Source organism: Mycobacterium scrofulaceum (assembly GCF_002086735.1).
Classification (GTDB): Bacteria; Actinomycetota; Actinomycetes; order Mycobacteriales; family Mycobacteriaceae; genus Mycobacterium; species Mycobacterium scrofulaceum.
Map to the genome: position 1 here is coordinate 85,787 of NZ_MVIJ01000005.1, position 16,790 is coordinate 102,576.

General features: G+C 71.5%; 17 protein-coding genes. 14 read left to right on the top strand and 3 right to left on the bottom strand.

Features of this window, described 5'->3' with window-relative positions; genetic code table 11:
- Positions 1-19: 19 nt before the first annotated feature.
- On the bottom strand, positions 20-1,297 hold the full coding sequence (locus BST44_RS05405) for an ammonium transporter (RefSeq protein ID WP_083175506.1): 1,278 nt from the start codon (positions 1,295-1,297) through the stop codon (positions 20-22).
- A gap of 69 nt (positions 1,298-1,366) precedes the next feature.
- On the opposite strand from BST44_RS05405, the gene BST44_RS05410 reads away from it, so the two are divergent.
- Positions 1,367-1,978: a DNA-3-methyladenine glycosylase gene (locus BST44_RS05410; RefSeq protein WP_083175508.1), complete on the top strand. Its 612-nt coding sequence runs from the start codon at positions 1,367-1,369 to the stop codon at positions 1,976-1,978.
- 11 nt (positions 1,979-1,989) lie between these two features.
- Here BST44_RS05410 and BST44_RS05415 read toward each other — a convergent pair whose 3' ends face one another.
- A complete protein-coding gene (locus tag BST44_RS05415) occupies positions 1,990-2,919 on the bottom strand; it encodes a bile acid:sodium symporter family protein (protein WP_279628968.1) in 930 nt (309 codons plus the stop codon).
- 77 nt (positions 2,920-2,996) lie between these two features.
- Here BST44_RS05415 and tyrS point away from each other — a divergent pair, with 77 nt between their 5' ends.
- The 13 genes from tyrS (at position 2,997) to xerD (ending at position 15,987) form a co-directional block, all read left to right on the top strand.
- Positions 2,997-4,268 carry a tyrosine--tRNA ligase gene (gene tyrS, locus BST44_RS05420; protein WP_083175511.1) on the top strand — a complete coding sequence of 424 codons (1,272 nt, stop codon included), beginning with the start codon at positions 2,997-2,999 and terminating at the stop codon, positions 4,266-4,268.
- Between the two features lie 76 nt (positions 4,269-4,344).
- Positions 4,345-4,719 carry a DUF732 domain-containing protein gene (locus BST44_RS05425; RefSeq protein WP_083175513.1) on the top strand — a complete coding sequence of 125 codons (375 nt, stop codon included), beginning with the start codon at positions 4,345-4,347 and terminating at the stop codon, positions 4,717-4,719.
- 28 nt (positions 4,720-4,747) lie between these two features.
- Positions 4,748-5,536: a tetratricopeptide repeat protein gene (locus tag BST44_RS05430; RefSeq protein WP_083175514.1), complete on the top strand. Its 789-nt coding sequence runs from the start codon at positions 4,748-4,750 to the stop codon at positions 5,534-5,536.
- Between the two features lies 1 nt (position 5,537).
- Positions 5,538-6,539 carry an HAD-IIA family hydrolase gene (locus BST44_RS05435; protein ID WP_083175516.1) on the top strand — a complete coding sequence of 334 codons (1,002 nt, stop codon included), beginning with the start codon at positions 5,538-5,540 and terminating at the stop codon, positions 6,537-6,539.
- Positions 6,540-6,551: 12 nt separating this feature from the next.
- Complete coding sequence (locus tag BST44_RS05440; protein WP_083175517.1) at positions 6,552-6,737, top strand: hypothetical protein; 186 nt, start codon at positions 6,552-6,554, stop codon at positions 6,735-6,737.
- A gap of 8 nt (positions 6,738-6,745) precedes the next feature.
- Positions 6,746-7,555, top strand: coding sequence for a TlyA family RNA methyltransferase (locus tag BST44_RS05445; RefSeq protein WP_083175519.1), 810 nt, complete (start codon positions 6,746-6,748; stop codon positions 7,553-7,555).
- The gene (locus BST44_RS05450) at positions 7,552-8,475 is read left to right on the top strand and encodes an NAD kinase (RefSeq protein WP_083175521.1); all 924 of its coding nucleotides are present in this window, start codon (positions 7,552-7,554) and stop codon (positions 8,473-8,475) included. The genes BST44_RS05445 and BST44_RS05450 overlap by 4 nt, the downstream gene beginning before the upstream one ends.
- Positions 8,476-10,230 (top strand): DNA repair protein RecN, encoded by a 1,755-nt coding sequence (recN, locus tag BST44_RS05455; protein WP_083175522.1) that lies wholly within the window; start codon positions 8,476-8,478, stop codon positions 10,228-10,230.
- Between the two features lie 195 nt (positions 10,231-10,425).
- Positions 10,426-11,607, top strand: coding sequence for a putative cytokinetic ring protein SteA (steA, locus tag BST44_RS05460; RefSeq protein WP_083175524.1), 1,182 nt, complete (start codon positions 10,426-10,428; stop codon positions 11,605-11,607).
- 8 nt (positions 11,608-11,615) lie between these two features.
- The gene (locus BST44_RS05465) at positions 11,616-12,560 is read left to right on the top strand and encodes a copper transporter (RefSeq protein WP_083175525.1); all 945 of its coding nucleotides are present in this window, start codon (positions 11,616-11,618) and stop codon (positions 12,558-12,560) included.
- A 121-nt stretch (positions 12,561-12,681) separates the two neighbouring features.
- Complete coding sequence (gene pyrG, locus BST44_RS05470) at positions 12,682-14,433, top strand: CTP synthase (RefSeq protein ID WP_083175527.1); 1,752 nt, start codon at positions 12,682-12,684, stop codon at positions 14,431-14,433.
- Positions 14,426-15,049, top strand: coding sequence for an NUDIX domain-containing protein (locus tag BST44_RS05475; protein ID WP_083175528.1), 624 nt, complete (start codon positions 14,426-14,428; stop codon positions 15,047-15,049). Before pyrG ends, BST44_RS05475 begins: the two co-directional genes overlap by 8 nt.
- On the top strand, positions 15,046-15,987 hold the full coding sequence (gene xerD / locus BST44_RS05480; protein ID WP_083175530.1) for a site-specific tyrosine recombinase XerD: 942 nt from the start codon (positions 15,046-15,048) through the stop codon (positions 15,985-15,987). Before BST44_RS05475 ends, xerD begins: the two co-directional genes overlap by 4 nt.
- 5 nt (positions 15,988-15,992) lie before the next feature.
- Here xerD and BST44_RS05485 read toward each other — a convergent pair whose 3' ends face one another.
- Complete coding sequence (locus BST44_RS05485; RefSeq protein WP_083175531.1) at positions 15,993-16,745, bottom strand: O-methyltransferase; 753 nt, start codon at positions 16,743-16,745, stop codon at positions 15,993-15,995.
- Positions 16,746-16,790 lie beyond the last annotated feature (45 nt).

Consider the following 16,790-nt stretch of genomic DNA (forward strand, 5'->3'; position numbering starts at 1 on the left):
GTGGGCGCTGTCAAGGGGTCTACGGGGAGCGTTCGTCCGGTCCGGGGCGGCGCAACGGCAGGTGTCCGTGCACACCCTCGGCGTAGGCGGTCTCGGCGTGCTGCGTGAGGTCGACGCCGGTGGTCTCGTCCTCCGCGCTGAGCCGGAAGCCCATCACCCGGTCGATCACCTTCGCGAGCACGAACGACACCGTGAACGCGTACACGGCGACGACGACGATCGCGATCGACTGCTTGCCCAGCTGGCCCAGGCCGCCCCCATAGAAAAGGCCCCGCGGACCCGACGTCATGACCGCCGTGGCGAGCAGCCCGATGAGCGACACCCCGACGACGCCGCCGACGAAGTGCACGCCGACCACGTCGAGCGAATCGTCGTAGTTGAGCCGAAACTTGGCGCTGATCGCGAACGAACACACGACGCCGGCCGCCAGTCCGACGACGGCCGCGCCGAGGGTGTTGACGGTCCCGCACGACGGCGTGATGGCGACCAGCCCGGCCACCACGCCCGACGCCGCGCCGAACGTCGTGGGCCTGCCGTCACGGATCTGTTCGACCGTAAGCCAGCCGAGCATGCCGAGGCAGCCGGCGACGAGCGTGTTGAGGAAGATCGCCGCGGCGGTCCCGTTGGCGGCCAGGGCCGAACCGGCGTTGAACCCGAACCAGCCGAACCAGAGCAGGCCGACACCCAGCAAGACCAGCGGCAGGTTGTGCGGCCGCATGGCGTCCTTCTTGAAGCCGATGCGGGGGCCGAGCACCAGCGCCAGGGCCAGCGCGGAGGAGCCGGAGACGATCTCGACGACGAGGCCGCCGGCGTAGTCGAGCACGCCCAATTTGGCCAGCCAACCGGCGGGCCCCCATACCCAGTGGGCGACAACCGAATACACGACGATCGTCCACACCGGGACGAACACCATCCAGGCGGCGAACTTGGCGCGGTCGGCGATGGCGCCGCTGACCAGCGCCGCGGTGATGATCGCGAACGTGACCTGGAACGTCGCGTACAGCAGTTCGGGGACCGCGCCGTGGGCGGTGTCCGGGGTGATGCCCAGCATCCCGACATGCCTGAGGTTGCCCAGGAACCCGCCGGCCCCATCCTCGGAGAACGCGATCGTGTAGCCGACCAGCAGCCACGCGACCGTGACCAGCGGGATGGAGATGAAGCTCATCATGATCATGTTGAGCACCCCGGTGGTGCGGACCATCCCGCCGTAGAAGATCGCCAGGCCCGGGGTCATCAGCAGCACCAACGCGGTGCTGGCCAACAGCCACGCGGTGGCGGCGGGGTCGATCGGATGCATGACGTGCTCCTTTGCTGCTGCCAAGACACCGGGATACTGCCATGAAAGTGCTGCCGGTACGTTCGGTGGGTGGCCGCAAGCCAGCTGCTCGTCGACCCCGTCGCGGCGGCGCATCGGCTACTCGGCGCCACCCTCACCGGGCGCGGCGTGCGCGCCGTCGTCGTCGAGGTCGAGGCGTACGGCGGCGTTCCCGACGGTCCCTGGCCGGACGCGGCGGCCCACTCCTACCGCGGCATCAGCGGCCGCAACGCGGTGATGTTCGGGCCGCCCGGCCGGCTCTACACCTACCGCAGCCACGGGATCCATGTCTGCGCCAACGTCTCGTGCGGGCCGGACGGGACCGCCGCGGCCGTCTTGCTGCGGGCCGCCACCCTCGAGGACGGCACCGACGCGGCGCGCGCCCGGCGCGGCGAGCTGGTTCGCGCCGCCGCGCTGGCGCGCGGCCCGGGCAACCTGTGTTCGGCCCTGGGAATAACGATGGACGACAACGGAATTGACCTCTTCGACCCGGCCAGCCCGGTGACCCTGGAACTCAGCGAGCCCCTGACCGCCGTGTCCGGTCCCCGCGTCGGGGTCAGCCAGGCCGCCGACCGGCCGTGGCGGCTCTGGCTTGCCGGCCGCCCGGAAGTGTCGGCCTACCGGCGCAGCCCGCGCGCGCCCGCCCCCGGGGCCAGCGACTAGCGAGCGGCGACCTACACCCGCGCGGGGGCGACCGCGCGAAACGCGGGGTCCACCCGGCGCGCCAGCAGGATGAAACTCACCGCCAGCAGCGGCGCGACGGCGCTGTAGATGGCTGCCGGCGTGGCCATTTCGACGCTGTTGAGCAGCTGGGGGCTCAACGCGACGCCCATCGCCACCACGGCGTTGTGCATCCCGACCTCCAGGCTGACCGCGACGGCCTGTGGCGGGGCCAGCCGCATCAGGCGCGGCGCCAGATAACCGACGGTCAGGCTCACCGCGCAGAACGCGACCACGGCTCCGCTGAGCACGCCGAGGTTGTGCCACAGCGTCTTTCGTCCCCCAACGACGGCCGCGGCCACGGCGAGCACCAGCAACGTGATCGCGGCGATCCGGACCGGCTTCTGCAGCCGGCGGGCCAGCTCGGGAAAGCGGTGGCGGATGGCCACCCCGATCGCGATCGGAACGAGGATGAGGCCGATCACCGCGAGGAACTTGTCCGGCTGCAGCGGGAGGAACCGCCCCTCGCCGAGGAACCAGGTCATCGCCACCGCCAGGATCGCGGGGATGGCGACGATCGACAGCACGGCGTTGATCGCGGTCAGCGTGAGGTTGAGCGCCAGGTCGCCGTTGAACAGGTGGCTGAGCAGGTTCGACATCGTGCCGCCGGGGGTCGCCGCCATCAGCATCAGCCCGACCGCCAGGTGGGGCTCGAGGTGGAAGGTCTCCGCGATCACCAGGCACAGCGCCGGCAGCAGCAACGCCTGGCAGGCGAGCGCGACGACCAGCGGTTTGCGCAGCGTGGCGGCCCGCTTGAAGTCGTCGACGGTGAGCGTCAGCCCGAGGGCGAGCATGATGACCACGACGACCAGCGGCCAGTATCGGTTGTCCATGACGCTCCGCGTGGTAGGTGCGGGTACGGGGGAAGGCGAGGGCGCGACGATGCGCCGCGCCGTTAGCTTGCCTTATCCGGCGGCGCAGGAGCGAATCGCCGCCGCCCGAGCGACTAAAGTCGGCGGCGATGTCTTCCGGAATCCTTGACGAGCTGGGCTGGCGCGGGCTGATCGCGCAGTCCACCGACCTCGGCGCGCTCGCCGCCGAGGCGCAGCGCGGGCCGGTGACCGTGTACGCCGGCTTCGACCCCACGGCGGCCAGCCTGCACGCCGGCCACCTGGTGCCGCTGCTGGCGCTGCGTCGGTTCCAGCGCGCCGGCCACCGCCCGATCGTGCTCGCCGGCGGCGCCACCGGCATGATCGGGGACCCGCGCGACGTCGGCGAGCGCACCCTGAACGAGGCGGACACCGTCGCCGAATGGACGGAGCGAATCCGCGGCCAGCTGGAGCGCTTCGTCGACTTCGACGAGTCGCCGACCGGCGCGGTCGTCGTCAACAACCTCGACTGGACGGCGCCGTTGTCGGCCATCGAGTTCCTGCGCGACCTCGGCAAGCACTTCTCCGTCAACGTGATGCTGGACCGCGACACCGTCCGGCGGCGGCTGGAGGGCGAGGGCATCTCCTACACGGAGTTCAGCTACATGCTGCTGCAGGCCAACGACTACGTCGAGCTGCACCGCCGGTACGGCTGCGCGCTGCAAATCGGCGGCTCCGACCAGTGGGGCAACATCATCGCCGGCGTGCGCCTGGTCCGCCAGAAGCTGGGTGCGACGGTGCACGCGCTCACCGTTCCGCTGGTGACCGCGGCCGACGGCACCAAGTTCGGCAAGTCCACCGGCGGCGGCAGCCTATGGCTGGACCCGGCGATGACCACCCCGTACGCCTGGTACCAGTACTTCTTCAACACCGCCGACGCCGACGTGATCCGGTACCTGCGCTGGTTCACCTTCCTGTCGGCCGACGAGCTCGGCGAGCTGGAACAGGCCACCCGAGAGCGCCCGCAGCAGCGGGCCGCCCAGCGGCGGCTGGCCCGCGAACTGACCGTCCTGGTGCACGGAGAGGCGGCCACCGAGGCGGTCGAGCACGCCAGCCGGGCGCTGTTCGGGCAGGGCGAACTGGACCGCCTGGACGAGGCCACGCTGGCGGCGGCGCTGCGCGAGGCGTCGGTCGCCGAGCTGAAACCCGGTGGCGCGGACGGGATCGTCGACCTGCTGGTGTCCAGCGGCCTGTCCGAGAGCCGCAAGGCGGCGCGCCGCACCATCGGCGAGGGCGGGGTCTCGGTCAACAACGTCCGGATCGACAGCGAGGAATGGGCGCCGCAGCCCTCGGACTTCCTGCACGGCCGGTGGCTGGTGCTGCGCCGTGGCAAGCGCACCATCGCCGGGATCGAAAAGGTCTAGCGATCGCACCCGCAAAACGCGTTGGTGCGCAAATCTTTACCGCACCGTGCCGCGCCTGTGATCCCCATTGGCCAGGGTGGTCACGGTGATATCCCTGAGGCGTGCGGAATGGGCCCTGCTGCGTGTCCTGGGGGTGAGCGCCTGTCTGGCGGGGTTGGCCGCCCCGCTGGCCGCGCCCGTCCGCGCCGACATGCGGGGGAACGCCTTCCTGATGGCGCTCACCAACGCCGGCGTCAGCTATCCGCATCCGGCCGGCGCCCTGGCGCTGGGCCAGTCGGTGTGCCCGATGCTCGTCGAACCGGGCCAGTCCTTCGATTCGGTCGCCGCCGAAATGGAACAGCGCAGCGGCCTGGGCTACGAGTCGGCCGGCCTGTTCACCATCGTCGCCGTCGCGAACTTCTGCCCGGCGGTGATAGCGCCGCTGCTGCAGAACCGGCTCACGGCGTACTAGCGCTCGGGGTCCCCGTATCCTCGGCTGCGTGGTCGACGACAGGCAGCGGCAGCGGGGCGAACGGCGCCCGCGCCCATCCGGCAGCTGGTCGGGCCCCGGCCGCGCGCGGCCGGCCCAGCCGCAGAAGCCCGTCGACGACGGCCGCCGCACGCCGCAGCCCGGTCCGCCGATACCGCCGGGCGTCGAGGCCCGCCAGCTGGCGCCCGAGATCCGGGGCGAGCTGAGCACGCTGGACCGCGCCACCGCCGACGCGGTGGCCCGCCACCTGGTCGCCGCCGGCGAGCTGCTCGACGAGGACCCTGAGGCGGCGCTGAGCCACGCCCGCGCGGCGCGCGCCCGGTCCAGCAGGATCGCCGCGATCCGTGAGGCGGTCGGCATCGCCGCCTACCACTGCGGCGACTGGACCCAAGCGCTGGCGGAGTTGCGCGCCGCCCGCAGGATGGGCAGCAAGTCCAACCTGCTCGCGCTGATCGCGGATTGCGAACGTGGACTGGGCCGCCCGGAGCGGGCGATCGAGCTGGCGCGCGGGCCGGAGGCGGCCCAGCTCACCGGTGACGACGCCGACGAGCTGCGCATCGTCGCGGCCGGCGCGCGCGCGGACCTGGGACAGCTCGAGCAGGCGCTGACGGTGCTGTCCACGCCGCAGCTGGATCCGGGCCGCCAGGGTTCGACGGCGGCCCGGTTGTACTACGCCTACGCCGACACCCTGTTGGCGCTGGGCCGCAACGACGAAGCGCTGCAATGGTTTTTGCGCTCGGCGGCCGCCGACGTCGAAGGCGTCACCGACGCCGAGGACCGGGTCAGCGAGCTCGGCTGAGATGACCAGCATTGCGCGCCAATATGATTGCCTGCTGCTCGACCTCGACGGGACGTTGTTCCGCGGGCGGCGGCCCACCGAGGGTGCCGTGCAGGCGCTGGCCGAGGTGCGCAGCCGGGCGTTCTTCGTCACCAACAACGCGTCGCGCAGCGCCGCCGAGGTGGCGGCGCACCTGAACGAACTCGGCTTCGCCGCCACCGCCGACGACGTCGCCACCAGCGCCCAGAGCGCGGCCCGCCTACTGGCCGGACAGCTGCCGGCGGGGTCGCCGGTGCTGATCGTCGGCACCGACGCCCTGGCCGACGAGGTCGCCGCCGTCGGGCTGCGCCCGGTGCGGCGGTACGACGACGACCCGGTCGCCGTCGTCCAGGGCCTGTCCATGACCATCGGCTGGCCGGACCTCGCCGAGGCCGCGCTGGCCATCCGGTCCGGCGCGCTGTGGGTGGCGGCCAACGTCGACCCGACGCTGCCGACCGAGCGGGGCCTGCTGCCGGGCAACGGGTCGATGGTCGCGGCGCTGCGCGCGGCCACCAGCGCCGAGCCCCAGGTCGCGGGCAAACCGGCGCCCGCGCTGCTCACGGACGCGGCGGCCCGGGGCGACTTCCGCGCGCCGCTGGTGGTCGGCGACCGGCTGGACACCGACATCGAGGGGGCCAACGCGGCCCAGCTGCCCAGCCTGATGGTGCTCACCGGGGTCAGCTCCGCGCGGGACGCGGTGTACGCCGACCCGGCGCACCGGCCCACCTACATCGGCCACGACCTGCGCGCGCTGCACGCCGACGGCGAGCGCCTCGCGGTCGGGCCCCAGCCGGGCTGGCGCGTCGAGGTCGGGGAGCGGGCCGTGACCGTCAGCGCCGACGGGCCCGACGACGGTGATGGCCTCGCGGTCGTGCGGGCGGTCGCTGGCGCGGTGTGGAACGCCGGTTCGGACGGGGAACCGATCGGCATCGAGGCCGGCGACGCGCGCGCCCGCGAGGCGCTGCAGCGCTGGTCTCTGGGCTAGCGTAGGAGCGCAATGACTATCGATCCAGAACAGATTCGCGGCGAAATCGACGCGCTGCTCGCCCGGCTGCCCGAGCCCGGGACCCCGGAAAGCCCCGACAACCAGCCCTCGCTCGCCGAGCTCGAAGAGATCGCGCGCCGCCTTTCCGAGGCGCACGACGTGCTGCTGGCCGCGCTGGAGTCGGCGGAGAAGGGCTGAGTGCCCGCATGTCACGCCGCGCTCGCGTCGACGCCGAGCTGGTCCGCCGCGGCCTCGCGCGGTCGCGCCAGCAGGCCGCCGAGTTGATCGGCGCCGGGCGGGTCAGCATCGACGGGCTGCCGGCGCGCAAGCCGGGCACCGCCGTCGCCGTCACCGCGGCCCTGACGGTCGCCGACGACGGCGAACGGGGCTGGGTGTCCCGCGGCGCCCACAAGCTCATCGGCGCCCTGGACGCCTTCGGGATTCCGGTCGCCGCCCGGCGCTGCCTGGACGCCGGGGCGTCGACGGGTGGGTTCACCGAGGTGCTGCTGGACCGCGGGGCCGCCGAGGTGGTCGCCGTGGACGTCGGCTACGGCCAGCTGGCGTGGTCGCTGCGCTGCGACCCGCGCGTCGCGGTCGTCGAGCGGACGAACGCCCGCGACCTGTCGCCGGAGGCGATCGGCGGGCCGGTCGACCTCATCGTGGCCGACCTGTCGTTCATTTCGCTCGCCAGCGTGTTGCCCGCGTTGGCTGGATGTGCTTCGCCCACCGCGGATATCGTTCCCATGGTGAAGCCGCAGTTCGAGGTGGGCAAGGGCCTGGTGGGGGCCGGCGGCGTGGTGCACGACCCCGGCCTGCGCGCCGATGCCGTGCTGGCCGTGGCGCGGCGCGCGGGCGAGCTCGGCTGGCACACCGTCGGGGCCACCGCCAGTCCGCTGCCCGGCCCGTCGGGCAACGTCGAATACTTCCTGTGGTTGCGCGCCCAGACCGATCGGGGATTGGCGGATGAGGAGTTGGTGGCGGCCGTGCGGCGCGCGGTGAACGAGGGGCCCCAGTGATCGAACATCGCACGGTGCTGATGGTGGTGCACACCGGTCGGGAAGAGGCCACCGAGACCGCGGCCCGCGTGCAGAAAACGCTGGGCGACAACGACATCGCCCTTCGCGTCCTGTCCGCCGAGGCGGTTGACCGCGGCTCGCTGCACGTGGCCCCCGACGACATCCGGGCGATGGGCGTCGAAATCGAGGTGGTCGACGCGGACCCACAGGCCGCCGACGGCTGCGAGCTGGTCCTGGTGCTCGGCGGGGACGGCACGTTCCTGCGCGCGGCCGAACTGGCCCGCAACGCCGGGATCCCGGTGCTGGGCGTCAACCTGGGCCGCATCGGGTTCCTGGCCGAGGCCGAGGCGGAGCACATCGACCGGGTGCTCGACCACGTCGTCGCGAAGGACTACCGGGTGGAGGACCGCCTGACGCTGGACGTGTCCGTGCGAGCGGGCGGCCGCGAGATCGAACACGGCTGGGCGCTCAACGAAGTCAGCCTGGAGAAGGGCCCGCGGCTGGGCGTGCTGGGCGTGGTCGTCGAGATCGACGGCCGGCCGGTGTCGGCGTTCGGGTGCGACGGGGTGCTGGTCTCGACGCCCACCGGGTCCACCGCCTACGCGTTCTCCGCGGGCGGCCCGGTGTTGTGGCCCGACCTCGAGGCAATCCTGGTGGTGCCCAACAACGCTCACGCGCTGTTCGGCCGGCCGATGGTCACCAGCCCCAACGCCACCATCGCGATCGAGATCGAGGCGGACGGGCACGACGCCCTGGTGTTCTGCGACGGTCGCCGGGAGATGCTGATCCCGGCGGGCAGTCGGATCGAGGTGCGGCGGTGCGACACACCGGTGAAGTGGGCGCGGCTGGACAGCGCGCCGTTCACCGACCGGTTGGTGCGCAAATTCCGGTTGCCGGTCACCGGGTGGCGCGGGAAGTAGATGCTCACCGAAATCCGCATCGAGTCGCTGGGCGCGATCAGCGCGGCGGTCGGTGAGTTCGACCGCGGCCTGACCGTGCTGACCGGGGAGACCGGCACCGGCAAGACCATGGTGGTGACGGGGCTGCACCTGCTCGGCGGTGCCCGCGCCGACGCCACCCGGGTGCGGTCGGGAGCCGACCGCGCCGTCGTCGAAGGTCGTTTCACCACAACCGATCTCGACGACGCTGCGGTGGCGCACCTGGACGAGATGCTGGACGCCTCGGGGGCCGAGCGCGACGAGGACGGCAGCGTCATCGCGTTGCGCTCGGTCAGCCGCGACGGGCCCTCGCGGGCCTACCTCGGCGGCCGCAGCGTGCCCGCCAAGTCGCTGGGCGACTTCACCGCCGAGCTGCTCACCCTGCACGGGCAGAACGACCAGCTGCGGCTAATGCGGCCCGAGGAGCAACGGGGTGCGCTGGACCGGTTCGCCAAGGCGGGCCCCGCCCTCGAGCGCTACCGCAAACTGCGCGACGCCTGGCTCACCGCGCGGCACGACCTCAGCGACCGCCGCAACCGAATGCGGGAACTCGCCCTGGAATCCGATCGACTCACCTTCGCGCTCAACGAGATCGACACCGTCGACCCGCAACCGGGCGAGGACGACGCCCTGGTCGCCGACATCCTGCGGCTCTCCGAATTGGACACGCTGCGCGAGGCCGCGGTCACCGCGCACGCGGGGCTCTCCGGGGCGCCCGATGACGCCGACGCCTCCGGGCACAGCGCCGCCGACAGCCTGGGGCGGGCCCGGGCCGCCCTGGAGTCGACCGACGACCCCAAGCTGCGGGCGCTGGCCGGGCAGGTCGGCGAGGCGCTGACGGTGGTCGCCGACGTGGCCGGCGAACTGAGCGGCTTCCTGGACGACCTGCCGGTCGACGCCAGCGCCCTGGAGGCCAGGCTGGCCCGGCAAGCCGAGCTGCGCACGCTGACCCGCAAGTACGCCGCGGACGTCGACGGGGTGCTGCTGTGGGCCCGCGAGTCGCGGGAACGCCTGGCCCAACTCGACGTCTCCGAGGAGGGCCTGACCGCGCTGGCGGCCCGGGTCGACGAGCTCGCGCGTGAATTGGGCCAAGCCGCAGCCGATCTCAGCGGTATTCGGCGCAAGGCCGCCAAGCGGCTCGCCAAGGAGGTCACCGCCGAGCTGTCCGGGCTGGCGATGGCCGACGCGCAGTTCAGCATCGACGTGAGCAACGACGCCGTCACCGACAACGACCCCGCCGCGCTCGCGCTCGGGTCGGGCGAGCTGGCCCGGGCCGGCGCCGACGGCGTCGACCAGGTCGAGTTCGGGTTCGCGGCGCACCGCGGTATGGACCAGCTGCCGCTGGCGAAGAGCGCCTCGGGCGGCGAGCTGTCCCGGGTGATGCTGGCGCTGGAAGTGGTGCTGTCCGCATCGGCGGCGGGCACCACGATGGTGTTCGACGAGGTCGACGCCGGCGTAGGCGGCCGGGCCGCGGTGCAGATCGGGCGCCGGCTGGCGCGGCTGGCGCGCACGCATCAGGTCATCGTCGTCACGCACCTGCCGCAGGTTGCGGCGTACGCCGACGTGCAACTGGTGGTGCACGGCGCCGGGCCCAAGGGGACCAGCGTGGTGCGGCGGGTCACCGGCGACGAGCGCGTCGCCGAGCTGGCGCGGATGATGGCCGGGCTGGGCGAGTCCGACAGCGGCCGCGCGCACGCCCGCGAGCTGCTCGACGCGGCCCAGCGCGACGAGATCTAGCCCGGCTTCCCTCGCGAGCGACCGTGTTTGCACACCGACACGCCGCATAACCCGTACATATGGGGACCCTCGCGCGACGCGGCCGCAGCCAAGCCGTGACGAGCCTGTTACTGCTGGGACACTAGATAACTTCTGAGGCTGATGTTACGGCGCGCCTCCACCCCTCCTTCGGGCATCACGGACAGAATCGCCCCCATGAAGATGTCAGGCCTGTTAACCCGCAACACCGCCCGGCCGGGTCTTGTCGGCACCGCCAGGGTGGACCGGAACATCGACCGATTGCTGCGCAGGGTGTGCCCCGGCGACATCGTGGTGCTCGACGTCCTGGATCTGGACCGCATCACGGCGGACGCCCTGGTGGAGGCGGATATCGCCGCGGTCGTCAACGCCTCGCCGTCGGTGTCGGGCCGCTACCCGAACATGGGTCCGGAGGTGCTGGTCAACAACGGGGTCACCCTGATCGACGAGACCGGGCCCGACATCTTCAAGAAGGTCAAGGACGGCGCCAAGATCCGGCTGTACGAGGGCGGGGTGTACTCGGGTGACCGCAGGCTGGTCCGCGGCACCGAGCGCACCGACCACGACATCGCGGACCTGATGCGGGAGGCCAAGACCGGGCTGTCCGCGCACCTGGAGGCGTTCGCTGGCAACACGATCGAGTTCATCAAGAGCGAGAGCCCGCTGTTGATCGACGGCATCGGCATCCCCGACATCGACGTCGACCTGCGGCGCCGGCACGTGGTGATCGTCGCCGACGAGCCCAGCGCCGAGGAGGACCTGAAGTCCCTCAAGCCGTTCATCAAGGAGTACCAGCCGGTGCTCTTCGGCGTGGGTAGCGGCGCGGATGTGCTGCGCAAGGCGGGGTATCGGCCCCAAGTCATCGTGGGCGACCCCGACCACATCAGCGCCGACGCCCTCAAGTGCGGCGCCCAGGTCGTCCTGCCCGCCGACGCCGACGGCCACGCCCCCGGCCTGGAGCGCATCCAGGATCTCGGCGTCGGGGCGATGACCTTTCCGGCCGCGGGCTCGGCGATCGACCTGGCCCTGCTGCTGGCCGACCATCACGGCGCCGCTCTGCTGGTGACCGCGGGCCACACCGCCAACATCGAGACGTTCTTCGACCGCACCCGCGCGCACAGCAACCCGTCGACCTTCCTGACCAGGCTGCGGGTGGGGGAGAAGGTGGTGGACGCCAAGGCCGTGGCCACCCTGTACCGCAACCACATCTCCGCGGGCGCCATCGCGCTGCTTGCGCTGACGATGTTGATCGCCGTCATCGTCGCCCTGTGGGTGTCGCGCAGCGACGGCGTGGTTCTGCACTGGGTGAGCGACTACTGGAACCACTTCTCCCTCTGGGTTCAGCACTTGGTGACGTAGGGCCCACGATGATCTCGCTACGTCAACACGCGTTATCGCTGGCCGCCGTCTTCCTGGCGCTGGCCGTGGGGGTCGTGCTCGGTTCCGGCTTGCTGTCCGACACCCTGCTGTCCAGCCTGCGTGACGAGAAGCGGGACCTGCACACCCAGATCGACGGGCTCAACGACCAGAAGAATGTGCTGAACGAAAAGCTCAGTGCAGCAAACAGTTTCGACACCCAACTGGCCGGCCGGATGGTGCACGACGCGCTGGGCGGCAAGTCGGTCGTGGTGTTTCGCACCCCGGACGCCCAAGACGACGACGTCGCCGCGGTGACCAAGGTCATCGGTCAGGCCGGTGGCGCGGTGACCGGGACCGTGTCGCTGACGAACGAGTTCGTCGAGGCCAACTCCGCGGAGAAGCTGCAGACCGTGGTGAACTCCTCGATCCTGCCGGCCGGTCAGCAATTGAGCACCAAGCTCGTCGACCAGGGTTCGCAGGCCGGCGACCTGATGGGCATCGCCCTGCTGATCAACGCCAACCCCGCGGTGCCGCCGGTCGAGGAGGCCCAGCGCGACACGGTGCTGGCCGCGCTGCGCGACACGGGATTCATCACCTATCAGCCCACCGAGCACATGGCCGCGGCCAACGCCGCGCTGGTCGTCACCGGCGGGTCGTTGCCCCAGGACGCCGGCAACCGGGGCGTCAGCGTCGCCCGGTTCGCCGCGGCCATGGCGCCGCACGGTTCGGGCACCCTGCTCGCCGGGCGGGACGGTTCGGCGACGGGGGCCGCGGCCGTCGCCGTGACCCGCGCCGACGCGGCGATGAACTCCGCGGTCAGCACCGTCGACGACGTCGACACCGCGCCCGGGCGGATCACCGCCGTGCTGGGATTGCACGACCTGCTGGGCGGCGGACACGCCGGTCAGTACGGCACCGGTCACGGCGCCACGTCGATCACGGTGCCCCAGTAGCGGGCGTGTTTCCACGGCGCCGCGGTCGTGGATGTTAGGGTGGGTTTCCGTGGGTCGGCAGGCCCAACTAGTTATTCGCTAGCAACATTTGACGCCCTGCCCGTCTTCACGGAGGCCGCCTGTGCGAAAGCACCCGCAAACCGCCACCAAGCACCTCTTCGTCAGCGGGGGCGTCGCCTCCTCCCTGGGTAAGGGTCTCACCGCCAGCAGCCTCGGTCAGCTTCTGACGGCCCGCGGCTTGTACGTGACGATGCAGAAGCTCGACCCGTACCTCAACGTGGACCCGGGCACGATGAACCCGTTCCAGCACGGCGAGGTCTTCGTCACCGAGGACGGCGCCGAGACCGACCTCGACGTCGGCCACTACGAGCGGTTCCTGGATCGCGACCTGTCCGGGTCGGCGAATGTCACGACGGGGCAAGTGTATTCGACCGTCATCGCCAAGGAGCGGCGCGGCGAATACCTCGGCGACACGGTTCAGGTGATCCCGCACATCACCGACGAGATCAAGCGCCGGATCATGGCGATGGCCGAGCCGGACGCGCAGGGCAACCGCCCCGACGTGGTCATCACCGAAATCGGCGGCACCGTCGGCGATATCGAGTCGCAGCCGTTCCTGGAGGCGGCCCGCCAGGTCCGCCACGACCTGGGCCGGGAGAACGTTTTCTTCCTGCACGTCTCGCTGGTGCCCTACCTGGCGCCGTCGGGCGAACTCAAGACCAAGCCCACCCAGCACTCGGTGGCCGCGCTGCGCAGCATCGGTATCACCCCGGACGCGCTGATCCTGCGTTGCGACCGGGACGTCCCCGAGGCGCTGAAGAACAAGATCGCGCTGATGTGTGACGTCGACATCGACGGCGTCATCTCCACCCCGGACGCCCCGTCGATCTATGACATCCCGAAGCGGCTGCATCGCGAGGAACTCGACGCCTATGTGGTGCGCCGGCTCAACCTGCCGTTCCGCGACGTCGACTGGACCGAGTGGGACGACCTGCTGCGCAGGGTGCACGAGCCGCACGAGACCGTGCGAATCGCGTTGGTGGGCAAGTACGTTGAGCTCTCTGACGCCTACCTGTCGGTCACCGAGGCGCTGCGCGCCGGCGGGTTCAAGCACCACGCCAAGGTGGAGATGCAGTGGGTGGCCTCCGACGGCTGCGAGACCGCGGCGGGCGCGGCGGCCGCGCTGGGCGACGTGCACGGCATCCTGATCCCGGGCGGCTTCGGCATCCGCGGGATCGAGGGCAAGATCGGCGCCATCCGGTACGCGCGCTCGCGCGGGCTGCCGGTGCTGGGCCTGTGCCTGGGACTGCAATGCATCGTGATCGAAGCGGCCCGCTCGGCGGGGCTCGACCAGGCGAACTCGGCCGAATTCGATCCGGACACACCGGATCCCGTCATTTCCACGATGGCCGACCAGGTCGACGCGGTGGCGGGGCAGGCCGATCTGGGCGGCACCATGCGGCTGGGCGCGTATCCCGCCGTGCTGCAACCCGATTCGATCGTGGCCCGCGCGTACGACACCACCGGGGTGTCGGAGCGGCACCGGCACCGCTACGAGGTGAACAACGCCTACCGCGACAAGATCGCCGAGAGCGGCCTGCGATTCTCCGGAACGTCGCCCGACGGGCACCTGGTGGAGTTCGTCGAATACCCGCCGGAGGTGCACCCGTTCATCGTGGGGACCCAGGCCCACCCGGAACTCAAGAGCCGGCCCACCCGGCCGCACCCGCTGTTCGTCGCGTTCGTGGGGGCGGCGCTGGACTACCAGTCGGGTGAGCTGCTTCCGGTGGAGATCCCCGAGCACGGCTCCAACGGCAACCAGCAGCGGGACAGCGTCGGCCAGTCGTTCCCTGAGCCCGCGGCCCGTGGCTGAGCACGTTTTCGAGACGGCGTCGTCCGAAACGCTGTACACCGGCAAGATTTTCGCGCTGCGCAGCGACCACGTCCGGATGCCGGGCGGGGCCACCGCGGTTCGCGAGGTCGTCGAGCACTACGGCGCTGTCGCCATCGTGGCCGTGAACGAGCACAACGACATCGCGATGGTCTACCAATACCGCCACGCCTTCGGCCGGCGGTTGTGGGAGCTGCCGGCCGGGCTGCTCGACGTGGCGGGGGAGCCGCCGCAGCAGACGGCGGCCCGCGAGCTGCAGGAGGAGGTCGGGTTGCGGGCCGGCACCTGGCGGGTGCTGGTCGACCTGAACTCCGCCCCGGGCTTCAGCGACGAGTCCGTGCGGGTGTACCTGGCCACCGAGCTGACCGAAGTGGCGCGGCCGGAGGCGCACCACGAGGAAGCCGACATGACGATGCGCTGGATTCCGGTCGCCGAGGCGGTCCGCCGGGTGTTCACCGGCGAGATCGTGAATTCGATTGCCATCGCCGGGATCCTGGCCGCGCACGCCGTCACGGAAGGGGTGGCGGAACCGCGGCCGGTGGACAGCCCCTGGCCCGACAAGCCCACGGCGTTCGCCGCCCGGAAGGCCGCCCGATGACAACGGCGGTCCTGGACACCCAACTGCAGGGCTACCTGGATCACCTCACCATCGAACGGGGCGTCGCGGCGAACACCCTGAGCTCCTATCGCCGCGACCTGCGCCGCTACACCAAGCACCTGTCGGACCGCGGAATTCACGACCTGGCGAAGGTCGGCGAGGACGACGTGAGCGAGTTCCTGGTGGCGCTGCGCCGCGGCGACCCCGACGCGGGAACCGCCGCGCTGTCCGCGGTGTCGGCGGCGCGGGCCCTGATCGCGGTGCGCGGCCTGCACCGGTTCGCCGCCGCCGAGGGGCTCGCCGAGCTGGACGTGGCGCGGGCCGTGCGGCCCCCGGCACCGGGCCGCCGGCTGCCCAAGAGCCTGACCATCGACCAGGTGCTGGCCCTGCTGGAAGGGGCGGGCGGCGACAGCGCGTCGGACGGCCCGCTCACGTTGCGCAACCGGGCGCTGCTCGAGCTGCTGTACTCCACCGGCGCGCGGATCTCCGAGGCGGTCGGCCTCGACGTCGACGACATCGACAGCCGGGCCCGCTCGGTGCTATTGCGCGGCAAGGGCGGCAAGCAGCGACTGGTGCCGATCGGGCGGCCCGCCGTGCAGGCGCTGGACGCCTACCTGGTGCGTGGCCGCCCGGACCTGGCCCGCCGCGGCCGCGGGACACCGGCCATCTTCCTCAACGTGCGCGGCGGGCGGCTGTCGCGGCAGAGCGCCTGGCAGGTGCTGCAGGACGCCGCCGAGCGCGCCGGGATCACGTCGGGCGTCTCGCCGCACATGCTGCGGCACTCGTTCGCCACCCACCTGCTCGAGGGCGGCGCCGACGTCCGGGTGGTGCAGGAGTTGCTGGGACACGCCTCGGTGACGACGACGCAGATCTACACGATGGTCACCGTGCACGCGCTGCGCGAGGTATGGGCCGGCGCCCACCCGCGCGCGCAGTAAGCGCGTCAGCCCACGAACTCGGACACCAGCACGAGGTCGGACACCAGCGACTGGTATTCCAGGTGCGCCTTGTGCTCGACCGTGTTGAATTGCGTGCCCTGCTGCTGTCGCATGTAGGCACGGTACTTCGGCGCGCCCGGCACCCGGACGTTGTCGGCGACCACGATCGCGCCCGGGCGCAACCAGCCGCGCGCCGTGATGCTGTGCAGGTCGTCCAGGTAGGCGTCCTTGTCGTGGTCGAGGAACAGAAAGTCGAGGGCGCCGGCCGCGAACCCGTGCTCGCCGGCCAGCAGGTCCAGCGTGCGTCCGTCGTCGCCGATCGTGCCGACGACGCAGGTCACCCGGTCGGCGACGCCGGCGTGGGCCCAGATCCGCCGGGCGTTGGCGGCGTTGGCCTCGGCGAGTTCGACCGAATACACCTTGGCGTTCGGGGCGGCGCGGGCGATGCGCAGCGCGCCGTATCCCACGTAGGTGCCCAGCTCGAGTGCGACAGCCGGGGCGGCGCGGCGCACCGCTGCGTCGAGGATCTGCCCCTTCTCGTCGCCGACGTTGATCAGCATCGACTTCTCGTAGGCGAACTTGTCGATGGTGGCCAGCACGTCGTCGATGTCGCCGGCCTTGGCGTTGCGCAGTACGTAGTCGACCGCGGCGGCCTCGCGTCCGTCGCCGATCTGACCGGTCGTGGTGATGTTGCGCGCCCCGGTCGCCATCCGCCAGACCGACCAGCGCAGCAGGGGAATCCGTCGCTTGAGATCCATGACGACACAGTAGTGCGGACAGGTGTCGGGCCGCGGGCTCCGAGA

What these genes read in the sequence shown, in the direction of transcription:
- BST44_RS05405 (WP_083175506.1), bottom strand. Translation starts at nt 1,297, where the DNA reads ATGCATCCGATCGACCCCGCCGCCACCGCGTGGCTGTTGGCCAGCACC.
- tyrS (WP_083175511.1), top strand. Translation starts at nt 2,997, where the DNA reads ATGTCTTCCGGAATCCTTGACGAGCTGGGCTGGCGCGGGCTGATCGCG.
- BST44_RS05435 (WP_083175516.1), top strand. Translation starts at nt 5,538, where the DNA reads ATGACCAGCATTGCGCGCCAATATGATTGCCTGCTGCTCGACCTCGAC.
- BST44_RS05440 (WP_083175517.1), top strand. Translation starts at nt 6,552, where the DNA reads ATGACTATCGATCCAGAACAGATTCGCGGCGAAATCGACGCGCTGCTC.
- BST44_RS05445 (WP_083175519.1), top strand. Translation starts at nt 6,746, where the DNA reads ATGTCACGCCGCGCTCGCGTCGACGCCGAGCTGGTCCGCCGCGGCCTC.
- recN (WP_083175522.1), top strand. Translation starts at nt 8,476, where the DNA reads ATGCTCACCGAAATCCGCATCGAGTCGCTGGGCGCGATCAGCGCGGCG.
- steA (WP_083175524.1), top strand. Translation starts at nt 10,426, where the DNA reads ATGAAGATGTCAGGCCTGTTAACCCGCAACACCGCCCGGCCGGGTCTT.
- BST44_RS05465 (WP_083175525.1), top strand. Translation starts at nt 11,616, where the DNA reads ATGATCTCGCTACGTCAACACGCGTTATCGCTGGCCGCCGTCTTCCTG.
- xerD (WP_083175530.1), top strand. Translation starts at nt 15,046, where the DNA reads ATGACAACGGCGGTCCTGGACACCCAACTGCAGGGCTACCTGGATCAC.
- BST44_RS05485 (WP_083175531.1), bottom strand. Translation starts at nt 16,745, where the DNA reads ATGGATCTCAAGCGACGGATTCCCCTGCTGCGCTGGTCGGTCTGGCGG.